This is a genomic window from Rhodococcus phenolicus, assembly GCF_001646785.1.
Taxonomy (GTDB): Bacteria; Actinomycetota; Actinomycetes; order Mycobacteriales; family Mycobacteriaceae; genus Rhodococcus; species Rhodococcus phenolicus.
This window is the reverse complement of the sequence record NZ_LRRH01000086.1, coordinates 109254-121978: the sequence shown is the minus strand read 5'-3', so window position 1 is coordinate 121978 and position 12725 is coordinate 109254. Positions and strand designations below refer to the sequence as shown.

At 67.4% G+C, this 12725-nt stretch carries 12 protein-coding genes; 8 read left to right on the top strand and 4 right to left on the bottom strand.

Going from position 1 to position 12725, the window contains the following annotated elements:
• Window positions 1-193 precede the first annotated feature (193 nt).
• Genes A8G15_RS22515 through A8G15_RS22500 form a run of 4 tightly spaced genes read right to left on the bottom strand, consistent with a single transcriptional unit; the run spans window position 194 to window position 5242 of the window.
• Window positions 194-1351, bottom strand: coding sequence for a thiolase C-terminal domain-containing protein (locus A8G15_RS22515; protein WP_068164800.1), 1158 nt, complete (start codon window positions 1349-1351; stop codon window positions 194-196).
• Window positions 1348-2523: an OB-fold domain-containing protein gene (locus A8G15_RS22510; protein ID WP_068164797.1), complete on the bottom strand. Its 1176-nt coding sequence runs from the start codon at window positions 2521-2523 to the stop codon at window positions 1348-1350. Before A8G15_RS22510 ends, A8G15_RS22515 begins: the two co-directional genes overlap by 4 nt.
• A 32-nt stretch (window positions 2524-2555) precedes the next feature.
• Window positions 2556-3761 (bottom strand): CaiB/BaiF CoA transferase family protein, encoded by a 1206-nt coding sequence (locus A8G15_RS22505; RefSeq protein ID WP_068164796.1) that lies wholly within the window; start codon window positions 3759-3761, stop codon window positions 2556-2558.
• Window positions 3758-5242 (bottom strand): aldehyde dehydrogenase family protein, encoded by a 1485-nt coding sequence (locus tag A8G15_RS22500; protein ID WP_068164793.1) that lies wholly within the window; start codon window positions 5240-5242, stop codon window positions 3758-3760. Before A8G15_RS22500 ends, A8G15_RS22505 begins: the two co-directional genes overlap by 4 nt.
• Window positions 5243-5441: 199 nt before the next feature.
• Here A8G15_RS22500 and A8G15_RS22495 point away from each other — a divergent pair, with 199 nt between their 5' ends.
• The 8 genes from A8G15_RS22495 (at window position 5442) to A8G15_RS22460 (ending at window position 12725) form a co-directional block, all read left to right on the top strand.
• On the top strand, window positions 5442-6248 hold the full coding sequence (locus tag A8G15_RS22495; RefSeq protein ID WP_082900089.1) for a TauD/TfdA dioxygenase family protein: 807 nt from the start codon (window positions 5442-5444) through the stop codon (window positions 6246-6248).
• On the top strand, window positions 6239-6967 hold the full coding sequence (locus A8G15_RS22490) for an SDR family NAD(P)-dependent oxidoreductase (protein ID WP_245687957.1): 729 nt from the start codon (window positions 6239-6241) through the stop codon (window positions 6965-6967). The genes A8G15_RS22495 and A8G15_RS22490 overlap by 10 nt, the downstream gene beginning before the upstream one ends.
• Window positions 6968-7021: 54 nt before the next feature.
• Window positions 7022-7882 (top strand): mycofactocin-coupled SDR family oxidoreductase, encoded by an 861-nt coding sequence (locus A8G15_RS22485; RefSeq protein ID WP_068164783.1) that lies wholly within the window; start codon window positions 7022-7024, stop codon window positions 7880-7882.
• A 79-nt stretch (window positions 7883-7961) separates the two neighbouring features.
• On the top strand, window positions 7962-8153 hold the full coding sequence (locus tag A8G15_RS22480; protein ID WP_068164780.1) for a ferredoxin: 192 nt from the start codon (window positions 7962-7964) through the stop codon (window positions 8151-8153).
• A gap of 52 nt (window positions 8154-8205) precedes the next feature.
• Complete coding sequence (locus A8G15_RS22475; protein WP_068164777.1) at window positions 8206-9573, top strand: cytochrome P450; 1368 nt, start codon at window positions 8206-8208, stop codon at window positions 9571-9573.
• Entirely contained in the window at window positions 9566-11269 is a 1704-nt protein-coding gene (locus A8G15_RS22470) for a thiolase C-terminal domain-containing protein (protein WP_082900088.1), read from the top strand. Before A8G15_RS22475 ends, A8G15_RS22470 begins: the two co-directional genes overlap by 8 nt.
• Window positions 11266-12141, top strand: coding sequence for an alpha/beta hydrolase (locus tag A8G15_RS22465; RefSeq protein WP_068164773.1), 876 nt, complete (start codon window positions 11266-11268; stop codon window positions 12139-12141). Before A8G15_RS22470 ends, A8G15_RS22465 begins: the two co-directional genes overlap by 4 nt.
• Before the next feature lie 77 nt (window positions 12142-12218).
• The gene (locus A8G15_RS22460) at window positions 12219-12725 is read left to right on the top strand and encodes a DoxX family protein (RefSeq protein WP_068164770.1); all 507 of its coding nucleotides are present in this window, start codon (window positions 12219-12221) and stop codon (window positions 12723-12725) included.

Below are 12725 nucleotides of genomic sequence, written 5' to 3'. Positions count from 1 at the left end.
TCACATCAATGATGCGATTGTGACTCCTGCAATATATGCGACGAGTGACCTTGTGACAAGAACACGACCGTCAGGTCATGTTTTTGGTCGGAAAGACTCTGGTGCAAGAGTTTCTGCCGTGCCCGGCACACACGCGAAACGCCCGCATCGCGGTCTGCGATGCAGGCGTCCACGCCGCGCGACGCGCGGTACGTCAGAGGGACGTACCCTCCAGAATTGTCACGGCAGACACTGCTGTGGGGCCACCGATGTTGTGCGCGAGACCGATTCGTGCGCCCTCGACCTGATTGACGGCGGTGCCGCGCAACTGCTCGAACAACTCCACGCACTGCGCGACCCCGGTCGCGCCGGGCGGATGCCCCTTGGAGATCATTCCGCCGCTGGGGTTCACCGGTAACGTCCCGCCGATGGCGGTGGCCCCGGATTCGATGAGTTTGTAGGCCTCGAACCGATTCGCGAATCCGAGGTCCTCGTAGCTGATCAGCTCGATGCCGGTGAAGAAGTCGTGAACCTCGGCGACGTCCACGTCCGAGGGCGTCAGGCCGGCCATCCCGAACGCCTGTTTCGCTGCACGGACGGTCGCCGGGAAGCTCGTCATGTCCTTCTTGTGCTGGTGCATAACGGAATCCAGTCCCAGTCCGACCCCTCGGATCCATACCGGACGGTCGGTGAAGCGGTTCACGACGTCTTCGGATGCGAGCACGAGGGCAGCGGCGCCGTCGCTCTGCGGCGCACAGTCGTAGACGCCGAACGGGGTCACGACGGTCTGCGCGTTCAGCGCCTCTTCGACGGTGATCTCGAAGCGTCGGAACGCTTTCGGATTGTCCAGTCCGTTGCGGTGGTTCTTCACCGCGACCATCGCCATGTGCTCGCGGGTGGCGGGCGACTCGTGCAGGTACCGCCGCACGTGCAGGGCGAACCCGGCCTGCGCCAGACCCAGGGGGTAGTCCCAGGCCATGTCCCGGGTCATCGCTTCCCATTCCCAGATCATGTCCCGCGACGCCGTTTCACGGACCTTGTCCGCGCCCATCACGAGTGCCACGTCGAAGGCGCCGGACGCAATGCCGAAGAGCGCGTTCCGGATGGCGTCATGCCCTGTGGCACAGGAGTTCTCGACACGGGTCACCGGGATGTCGGGAACACCGAGAGTGTCGGCGAGGATACCCGCGGGGAACCCGTCGGTGGTTCCCATCGCGCCGAACCAGGCGGCCTGCAGGTCCGATGTGCGGATACCCTTGTCGACCGTGGCGACGCACTCGGAGTAGGCCATCGGCAGCAACTCGCGGATGCCCAGGGCGAAGTGCTCGGCGAACGGCGTCATTCCCGCGCCGACGATCGCGACCTTCCTCATGACGCCTCACTTTCGGGTTGGAACGCGTATCCGTAGTCCGGTACCCCGGACCGCACTGCGACACGACGCAGCACCATGCGGCCGCGATCTCCGATGTCGACGGTGCCAGGTTCGACACCGGTCACCTTGACCAGCGCCCGTACGTCGACGTCGTCGAGTTCGACGACGACGAGCGAGTACGGGGTGTCCAGGCCGGGGACCGGGACACGAACGGTGACCTCGGTGTAGACACTTCCGGTTCGCGGTAGCGGCACGAATTCGTAACTGCTGCCCAGGGTTCCGTTCTCGTCCACCCGATACCGCGGCGGGAAGTCCAGGTCGTCGGCACCAGGATGACGGCCCGCCTCCCAGCGGACCTTCGCCTCGAACGCTCGCTCGTACGCTGCGAGCGAGATCGGAATCTCCGGCCCGGGAACATGGACGGGTGCCGTGCGCTCCCGCGCCGGTGGTTCCCGCCGATGGATCTCGGTGACGCCGTCGGCCACGGTGATCGCCGACAGGCTCGCCTGCTCGACCCCCACCAGGGGCCCGGTCGTTTCCGATTCGGCCATCGCCGCGAGAGCGAACAGCGGTGAACTCGCGCCCGTGGTCGGCAATTCCACCGGAACTCCCGTGCACAGCGCGGCCGCGTGCCTGTGCTCGACACCGGCCACGGTGACCGGATCGTCGACCCACGACGACGCCAGCGAGGCGAGGAACCCGCGCTGCTTGACCAGGCGCGGATCGCCGTAGTCGTGCACCATGCCGTTCTCGGTCCGGGTGCGGACGGGCAGACTGCGCGCAACCCGCGCGGCGGTCCGTACCTGCAGCCCCTGATCCGCGGTCAGGGCGGCAGCCGCGCCCGCCGCATCGAGGTCGACGCCGATCACCAGCGTTCGGGGCCGGGCCGAGCCGAGCGAGTCCAGTGTCGCCGGTGCGCCGCCGAGACGCTCGGTGACCTCGATCTCGGGGTCGAGACCGAGGCCCGCGAGCAGCACCGCGGCGTTGCTGCTCTCGAGCAACGGCAGGTCCCGGCTGACCAGGACCACGTACTGGACCGAGCCGCTCTCGGCCAGGGCGGCCCGGCCCGCTTCGACAGCGAGTGTGATCGCGTCCTCGTCGTCACCCGGTACACGCGAGGCGGGTGATCCCCAGCACGGCAGGTAGGTACCTATCGAAGCGATGTAAGGCATGAGATTCTCCGGTGGTTCTGGTGGCCGTGGTTCTAGGTGACCGCGCCCGCCGTCTTGAGCGCGATGATGCGATCCCAGTCCAGGCCGATCTCGAGCAGGATCTCCTCGGTCTGCGCGGCGAATTCGGGTGCGGGACCTGTCTCCGGAGCGGTCACGTCGAACTGGACCGGGTTGGCGACCAGTTCGAGTTCGCCTGCCTTGACGATGTATTCGTTCGAGCGGATCTGCGCGTCGTCGGAGACCTGCAGCGAATCCTGGACCGGCGCCCACGGCCCGGCCAGGGTCGCGAATCGCTCGGTCCACTCGGCGAGGGTCCGCTGTGCGATCACCTCGCGGAGGATCGCCACCGCTTCCTCGGTGTGCGCGGCGATCTGCTCGGCATTCGCGAACCGCGGATCGTCGACGAGTTCGGGCCGGTCGATGTGCCGGCACACGTCCGCCCAGAACTTGGCCGGCTGGAGCATCACGAACGACAGATAGCGGTTGTCCGACGTCGCGTACAGGCCCGACAGCGGATTCGTCGGCGCCCCGTGCGCGCCGGGGACCGGGGCGACCATGTGCTCGTCGAGATGCAGGGACAGCGCGACACCGTGCCCCATCGACCACAGGCCGCTGCCGAGCAGCGACACGTCCACCACCGACGTCTCGCCGGTGCGTTCACGTTTGAGCAACGCCGCCGCGACACCGCCGGCGAGGTTCGTGCCGGAGATGGTGTCGCCGAACGCCGGTCCCGGCGGTGCGATCATGCCCTCGACGCCGGGCGGGGTGATCGTCGCGGCGATGCCGCCGCGCGCCCAGAACGCCGTCATGTCGTAGCCCCCGCGATCCGATTCGACGCCGCGGGGTCCGAGTGCGCTGCCGCGCGCGTAGACGATCGACGGATTGACGGCTCGGATGTCGTCGACGTCGATGCCGAACTTGGTGCGGGCCTGCGGCAGGAAGCTGGTCAGGAACACGTCCGAGCGGCGGGCCAGCTCGAGCAGGACTTCGCGGCCCTCGTCGCTGCCCATGTCGAGGCCGATGCTGCGCTTGCCGCGGTTGGCGTGTTCGACGTTCGGGTTCGGGTCTCCCTCGACCCGCATGCGCCCGACCTGACGCAGACCGCGCTGCGGATCGCCGGTGACAGAGTGCTCGATCTTGACGACGTCGGCGCCCCACTCGGCGAGCACGGCGCCCGCCGAGGGGACGAAGCCGTACATGGCGACCTCGAGAACGCGGATGCCTTCGAGGGGCTTCACTTCACGACCGCCGCGAAGGACTTGATCTGCTGGAACTCGTGCAGGCCCGCGACGCCCATCTCGCGGCCGATGCCGGACTGCTTGTATCCGCCGAACGGCACCTCGGGGGTGAAGTAGTTTCCGCCGTTGATGCTGAACGTGCCGGTACGGATCCGGCGGCCGATCGCGGTTGCGCGGTCGTCGTCGGCGCTGAGGACACCGCCGGAGAGGCCGTAGATCGAGTTGTTGGCGATGCGTACGGCGTGGTCGTCGTCGTCGAAGGGGATGACCGCGAGGACCGGGCCGAAGACCTCTTCCTGGGCGATCTCGCTGTCGGGGTCGACGTTCGCGAGCAGTGTCGGCTTGTAGAACCAGCCGGGGTCGACGGTCTCGCCGCCGGTCACGAGGGTGGCGCCTTCCTCGACGGCGCGCTGCACCATGCCGTGGATCTTCTCGCGCTGGCGTTCGTTGATGACCGGGCCCATGTAGATCTTGGGGTTGGACGGATCGCCGTAGGGCACGTTGCTCATCATCGCGCCGACCGCAGCGACGATCTCGTCGTGCTTGTCGCGGGGCACGAGCAGGCGCGTGGTGAGGGCGCAGCCCTGACCGGCGTGCGAGCAGATGCTGAACGCCGCGAACTGTGCGGCGGTCGGGATGTCGGCGTCGTCGAGCACGATGAGCGCGGACTTGCCGCCGAGCTCGAGGAACACGCGCTTGAGGGTGCCTGCCGCCGCGGCCATGATCTTGCGGCCGACCGGGGTGGAGCCGGTGAACGTGACGACGTCGACGTCGGGATGGGTCGTCATGATCTCTCCGGTCGCCACCTGGGTGGACGAGAGGATGTTGACGACGCCGGCGGGGATGTCGGTGTGCTCGGCGATGATCTCGCCCAGCGCCTGCGTGACGAGCGGGGTGTCCGGCGCACCCTTGAGCACGATGGTGCAGCCGGCGGCGAGGGACGGGATGAGCTTCGCGAGGGCGAGCTGCGTCGGGTAGTTGTAGGCGACGATCGCGGCGACGACACCGGCCGCCTCACGCTCGATCCAGCGGTGGTGCTTCTGTCCGCGGATCTCCGTGATGCCGAGATCCTCGGTGAGCGGGTGGGTACGGAGCAGGTCCGCGTAGTACTTGACGATGCCGATCGGGGCGTCGAGCTGGTTGCCGTGGGTGAGCAGGCGCGGGGCGCCGACCTCGGCGATGGTGAGCTCGCGCAGGTCCTCCGCGTTGTCGAGCAGCGCCTGGTGGAGCTGGTCGAGGCACTTGATGCGGAACTCCACATCGGTGGACCAGTTCGTGGTGTCGAACGCGCGTCGGGCGGCCTCGATGGCGGTTTCCGCCTCGGCGACCCCGGCATCGGGTGCATAGCCGACGAGATCGCCCGTCGCGGGATTGTAGGACGGGAAGGTCGCCTCGGTGGTGACGAGCTGTCCGTCGATGAGCAGCCTCTTGTGGACGTCGGTGGTGGCGTCTGCGGCCTGCGCGGTGTCCTGCGATGACATCTGTATCTCCTCGCTGTCTGGAAATGCAATTCTCGCAACAGAGAATTCTGCATCCGTCGATGTGAAATGTAGCAATCCCGGGTCTGTTCGCATACCCCGAATCGAAGTCCGAATTGTCCGGACCGGGAGGTGATCCACTCTTGCAAGCGGCTCGACGCGGAGAGTATGGTTCTCAAAAACTGGAAGGGAGCTTCTTGTGATGAAGACTACAGCAATCACCCCGGCACTGGGAGTGGAGGTCAGCGGAGATGTCGACCTCGAGAATCCCGAAGTCGTGGGCCGCCTGACCGAGGCCCTGAAGTGGCGCGGTGTGCTGCTGTTCCGCGGCCTGAACCTCGACGACGACGGCCAGCTCGAGTTCAGCCGCAAGCTCGGCCGGCTCGTCCAGCCGGCACCCGGACAAGAGATCTTCACGGTGTCGCTCGATCCGGCCAAGTCGCCGTCGGCCGAATATCTCAAGGGCACCTTCAGCTGGCACATCGACGACACCACCAACGACGTTCCTGCCAAGGCCACCGTGCTCACCTGCCGCCACGTCGCGGCGATCGGCGGCGGCACCGAGTTCGCCAACACCTACGCCGCCTTCGAGAACCTCTCCGAGGCCGAGCGCAAGCGCTACGAGGGACTGCGCGTCGTCCACAGCTTCGAAGCCGCCCAGCGCACCGTCTACCCCGACCCCACCGACGAGCAGGTCGCCCGCTGGCGCCAGCTCCCCACCCACGAGTCCTCGCTCGTGTGGGACCGCCGCGACGGCCGCCGCTCGCTCGTCATCGGCGCCACCGCCGACCACATCGTCGGCATGGAACCCGACGAGAGCCGCGCGCTCATCGACGAACTTCAGGCATGGGCCACGCAGGAGCGCTTCTGCTACGCCCACGACTGGGAGGTCGGGGACATGGTCGTGTGGGACAACACCGGCATGCTGCACCGGGCACTGCCCTACGACCCGTCGTCCGAACGCCTCATGCGTCGGGTGACCATCGTCGGAGACGAGGCGTGGCAGTGACAGCTACTTCCACGGCCAGGACCGCCGTCGTCACCGGCGGTGGTTCCGGGATCGGCGCGGCCATCGCCGAGCGTCTGCGCAACGACGGTCACCGGGTGGCAACGCTGGACCTCAACCCCTCCGACACCAAGTTCTCCTATGTCGCCGACGTGTCCGACCGCGCGTCGATCGATGCCGCGCTCGACGAGGTTCGCAGGGAACTCGGCCCCGTCACGATCCTGGTGAACGCCGCGGGCCGGGAACTGTACAAGCGCTTCCACAACATCGACATCGAGACGTGGAACCAGATCGTCTCCGTCAACCTGAACGGCGTCTTCCACTGCGTGCAGGCCGTACTGCCCGACATGCGCGACGCGCAGTGGGGCCGCATCGTGAACATCTCGTCGTCGAGCGCACAGTCCGGTCAGCAGTTCATGACGGCCTACGTCTCGTCCAAGGCCGGCGTCAACGGGCTCACGAAATCGCTTGCCCTGGAATACGGACCCGACGGCATCACCGTCAACGCGGTGCCGCCCGGATTCGTCGACACCCCGATGCTGCGCAAGTCCGAGGCCCAGGGGCTGCTCGGCGGCACCGTCGAAGAGCACATCCAGCGGACCCCGGTGCGCCGGGTCGGCCGCCCGGAGGACATCGCCGCGGCGTGCGCGTTCCTCATCTCCGAAGAAGCCGGCTACATCACCGGCCAGATCCTCGGCGTCAACGGCGGGCGCAACACCTGATCCGGCCGTCGGCGAATCTCCCCGACAGCGACAGCAAGCGAAAGGAAACAAACAGTGGGGCGTGTAGAAGGCAAGGTCGCGTTCGTCACCGGCGCAGCGCGCGGTCAGGGTCGCAGCCACGCGGTCCGTCTGGCCGAGGAGGGTGCCGACATCATCGCCATCGACCTGTGCGAGGACATCTCGACGATCGGGTACCCGATGGCCACGGCAGAGGACCTCGAGGAGACGGTGCGTCTCGTCGAGAAGCACGGCCGCCGTATCGTCGCCGTCAAGGCGGACGTGCGGGAGGCCGCCCAGGTGCGTGCGGCTCTCGAACAGGGTCTCGCCGAGTTCGGCAAGCTCGATATCGTTGTCGCACAGGCCGGCGTCGCGGGCATGAAGGGCGAGCCACAAGTTCAGGCGTGGGCCGATGTGGTCAATACCAACCTGGTCGGCACGATCAATGCCGTGCAGGCCACTCTGCCTCACCTGACCGCAGGCGCATCGATCATCGCGACGGGCTCGACCGCAGCCCTGATGGACGTCTCCAAGGTCGACCAGCCCGGCAAGGACCTCGGCGGCGTCGCCTATGTGTACTCCAAGCGCGCGCTGTCGCAGTTCATCCACGAGCTCGCGACCCACCTGGCGCCCCGCAACATCCGGGCCAACGTGCTGCATCCGACCAACTGCAACACGGACATGCTGCAGAGCGAGCCGATGTACCGCTCGTTCCGGCCCGATCTCGAGCACCCCACCCGCCAGGACGCCGAGCCGGTGTTCGGTGTGCAGCAGGCCATGCCGATCCCGTACATCGAGCCTCAGGATTCCAGCAACATGGTGCTCTTCCTCGCCTCCGACGAGGCGCGCTACGTCACCGGCATGCAGATGCGCGTCGACGGTGGCGGCTACCTGAAGTGGTACGACTACCACATCTGATCGCTGTTACCGTCTCCGGTGGATCCCGACAAACGGGATCCGTAGTACCCCGGATCCAACGGAAGTCTGGAGGAAAATCTTGAAGGTCCGCGTCGATCCCGAGAAGTGCCAGGGTCACACCCTCTGTGCCATGGCCGCCCCGGATGTCTTCGAGCTCAGCGAGATCGACGGTCACGCGTCGGTCCCGAACGAAGAGGTCCCCGCCGACCAGGAGGAGGCGGTCCGCGAGGCCGCCCGCTCGTGCCCGGAACAAGCAATCACCATCTTCTGATCTGCCGATTCGAACAGCCCCCCCAGCTCGACGTGCAAGAGAGGACAACGCCGTGAGCGTTGACGACGTCGTCACGGACGACGACCGCAAAGCGACCCGATACGAGTTCGACCGCCACGCCGCCGACTATCGCGACAACTTCCTGCCGATCACGCAGGAGATGCAGTCCAAGTGCCCGATGGCCTGGTCCGACACCCACGGTGGCCACTGGGTCGCCGCCGGCAGCAAGGAGGTGTTCGCGCTCGCCCGTTCGGCGGACGTGTCCACCGATCACGACATTCACGGAAAACGCAAGGGTTACAAGGGTATTGCCATCCCGACCATGGAACGCGCATCGGGCGTTCGCGGTGGGATCCTCGAGATGGACGACCCGGAGCACCACGAGTTCCGTGCCCTGCTCAATCCGTATCTGTCCCCTGCCGCGGTCAAGCGCTGGACCCCGTTCATCGACGAGATCGTGCGGGCGAGCATCAACGAGAAGATCGAGACCGGCAGCATCGACTTCGTCGACGACCTGGCGAACATCGTCCCCGCCGTCCTCACCCTGGCGATGATGGGCATTCCGATCGCCAAGTGGACCATCTACAACGAGCCGGTCCACGCGGCGGTCTACACGCCGCCGGACTCGCCCGACATCCCGCGGATCGCCGAGATGCACCGCACGATGGGCATCGACCTGCTGACGAACCTGTTCGAGATCCGGGAGAATCCTCGCCCGGGCCTGATCGACGCCCTCGCCCAGGCCACCGTCCTCGGTGAGAAGCCCGACGACATGGAGTTGCTCGGCATCCTGAGCCTGCTCATCGGCGGCGGATTCGACACCACGACCGCGTTGACCGCGCACTCGCTGGAATGGCTGTCGCAGAATCCCGACAAGCGCACGATCCTCAGCGAGGAGCGCGACACCCTGCTCGATTCGGCGACCGAAGAGTTCCTGCGGTACTTCACCCCGGCACCGGGTGACGGTCGCACGTTCTCGGCGGACTGCACGTTCGACGGCACCGAGTTCAAGGAAGGCGAGCGCCTGTGGCTGTCCTGGGCGATGGCCAACCGCGACCCGGAACTGTTCGACGATCCGAACGAGGTCGACCTGGAGCGTCGCGGTAACCGGCACTTCAGTTTCGGGCTCGGTATCCACCGGTGCATCGGGTCGAACATGGCCCGGCAGGTGTTCAAGCGCATGCTCGTGGCCGTACTCGATCGCATGCCGGACTACAAGTGCGACCCGGAGACCACGGTCCACTACGACTCGATCGGCGTCATCCAGGGCATGCGGAACCTGCCCGCGACGTTCACTCCCGGACCGCGCATCGGCCCGGGTCTCGACGAGACGCTCGAGAAGCTCCAGAAGATCTGCGACGAGCAGCGTCTCGCGGAGCCCATCACGAAGAAGAAGTCGGAGGCGCAGATCGGTGACTGATTCAGCGGTGGTCGACCCTGCGGACAAGGAGAAGGACAAGGCGCCGAAGTCGGGCCGCCCCCTTCCCCAGGTGACCGAGCAGAACCGGTTCTTCTGGACTGCCGGCGCGGACGGAACGCTGCGCATCCAGGAATGCGAATCGTGTTCCGCGCTGATCCATCCGCCCCAGCCGGTGTGCCGTTACTGCCGCGGTCACCGGATGGGCGTGCGCGAGGTGTCCGGTACTGCCACGCTCGCCGGCTTCACGGTCAACCACCGCTTCGGTCTCCCCGGCCTGCCGCCACCCTACGTGGTGGCGCAGGTCGCAATCGACGAGGATCCCCGCGTCCGCCTGACGACCAACATCGTCGACTGCGACCCGGAGACCCTCGAACTCGGCCGTCGCATGGAGGTCGTCTTCCAGCAGGACGACGACGTGTGGCTGCCGTTGTTCCGTCCGGCGGCCGAGCAGGGCACACCTGCTCGGCTGCCCGAGGACGAGATCGAACCCGAGGACTTCCGCAAGCACGTGCGGCCCATGGCTTCTCGCGAGAAGTTCGAGGACCGTGTGGCGCTCACGGGCGTCGGGATGTCCGAGATCGGGCGCCGGCTCATGCGCACCCCGCTGGACCTGACGATCGAGGCGTGCGAGCGCGCCGTCGCCGACGCCGGCCTCACGCTCGACGACATCGACGGCATCGCCAGCTATCCCGGTGCCGGTCAGGTCGGAGGTTTCGGCGAGGGCGGTGTCCTCACCGTCGAGGCCGCGCTCGGGCTCAACCCGACCTGGCACAACGGTGGCATCGAGACGTTCGGGCCGGGAGGGTCGGTCATCGCGGCGATGATCGCGGTCTCCAGCGGACTCGCGCGGCACGTGCTGTGCTACCGCACCCTGTGGGAGGCGACCCACGCGGAGCTGCTCAAACGGGGAGAGATCCGCCCCTCGGGAGGACGCACCGCGAGCTGGATGATGCCGTTCGGGGGTATCTCCGCAGCGCACACGCTCGCCCAGAACGCCCAGCGTCACTTCCATCGCTACGGCACCACCCGTGAGACCCTCGGCTGGATCGCGCTCAACCAGCGTGCCAACGCGGCGCTGAATCCGAGTGCGATCTACCGCGATCCGATGACGATGGACGACTATCTGAACGCCCGCGCCATCACCACCCCGTTCGGTCTGTACGACTGCGACGTGCCGTGCGACGGCTCGGTCGCGGTGATCGTCTCGGCGGTCGACGCCGCACGCGATCTCGCGAAGCCGCCCGTGCTCGTCGAGGCCGTGGGCACGCAGATCATCGAGCGGATCGAGTGGGACCAGAGCACCCTCACCCACGAACCCCAGGTGCTCGGTCCGGCCGCACACCTGTGGTCGCGCACCGATCTGCGGCCCGAGGACGTCGACGTCGCCGAACTCTACGACGGGTTCACCTTCAACTGCCTGTCGTGGATCGAAGCGCTCGGATTCTGCGGCATCGGTGAGGCCAAGGACTTCCTCGACGGCGGTCACAACATCGCCCGCGACGGTGTTCTGCCGGTCAACACCCACGGCGGACAACTCTCGCACGGCCGGACCCACGGCATGGGTCTGATCCACGAGGCGATCGTGCAGCTGCGCGGCGAAGCCGGTGAGCGGCAGGTGCCCGGTGCGCGCGTCGCGGTCGCCGCGACCGGTGGCCTGTCCCCGGGCGGCGCGATGCTCCTGCGGGCGGACGTGTGACGACCACCGAATCCGCGCCCGCCGAGCGCGTCGCCGAGATCGACGGTGTCCCGATTTCGGGACTGCTCGCCGTTGCGGACCGGCCCCGGGCCGTCATCGTCGCGCTGCACGGTGGCGCGACGAACTCGGCGTATTTCGACTGCCCGGGCCATCCCGAATTGTCGTTGCTGCGTACCGCTCCCGCACGGGGATTCACCGTCCTCGCCCTGGATCGGCCCGGCTACGGCAGCTCGCGCCCGCATGCGGACGAGTTCGCGCGGCCCGAGCGGCGTGTGGAAGCGGCGCACGCCGCGATCGACGCGCACCTCGACTCACTGGACCGGGGTGCCGGGATCTTCCTGTGGGGTCATTCGCTCGGGTGCGAGCTCACGATGCGCCTGGCCGCCGAGCCCCGCGACAAGGACCTCCTCGGGATCGCGCTGGCAGGCACGGGCCGCGAACATCACGCCGAGGCCCGCGACATCCTCGGCACGGCAGCGCAGTACGCCGATCCCAAGGGCGTCTACGGTCTGATCTGGTCGCATCCCGAGATCTATCCCCCGGAACTGGTCGGCGGCGCGCCGATCGCCTCGCGTACCCCGGCATACGAGGCGACGGTGACCGCGTCGTGGCCGCACGTCGAATTCCCCTCTCTCGCCGCGCAGGTCGAGGTACCGGTGCACTTCACCGCAGCCGAACACGAGAAGGTGTGGCGCGGCGACACTCGTGCCCTCGCCGATGTCGCAGCGATCTTCACCGCCGCGCCCCGGGTCGAGCTGCACACGCAACCGGGGGCCGGGCACAACCTCGCTCTCGGCTTCGCGGCCGCGGCATACCACGCGACGGTCCTGTCGTTCGTGCAGGAGTGCATCGACGGCCGTCCCGCACGATGAACGATCGCCGAGGCCGTTCACAGGAACACAACACAACCATTCGACGGTGCCGCGCAGCGGCAGGGAGGTGAAGAACCATGGACCCCACCGATGTTGCGCTGCTCCTGGTGCGGCTGGTGCTCGGCGCGACGATGATCGCGCACGGCGTCAACCACTGGCGAGGCGGTGGCCGCATCGCCGGCACCGCCCGCTGGTTCAGCGGACTGGGCCTGCGGAACGGCACATTGCAGGCGTGGACGAGCGTCGTCGTGGAGATCGGCGCCGGTGTACTGGTGATCCTCGGACTGCTCACGCCGCTCGCGTGCGCCGCGGTCATCTCGGTGATGCTCGTCGCCGGCCTGCTCGCGCATCGTCCCAACGGGTTCTTCGTCTTCAAGGAAGGCTACGAGTACGTCCTCGTGCTCGGGGTGGTCGCGCTGGCACTGGCGATGACCGGACCCGGTGAGATCTCCATCGATTCGGCCGCGGACATCGCGATCGTCGGCTGGGCAGGCGGCGCGATCGCGCTCGGCGTCGGAGTGGTCGCGACCGCAGGTCTGCTCGCCACCTTCTGGCGACCACAGAAGCAGGAAGCCGCGGCGTGA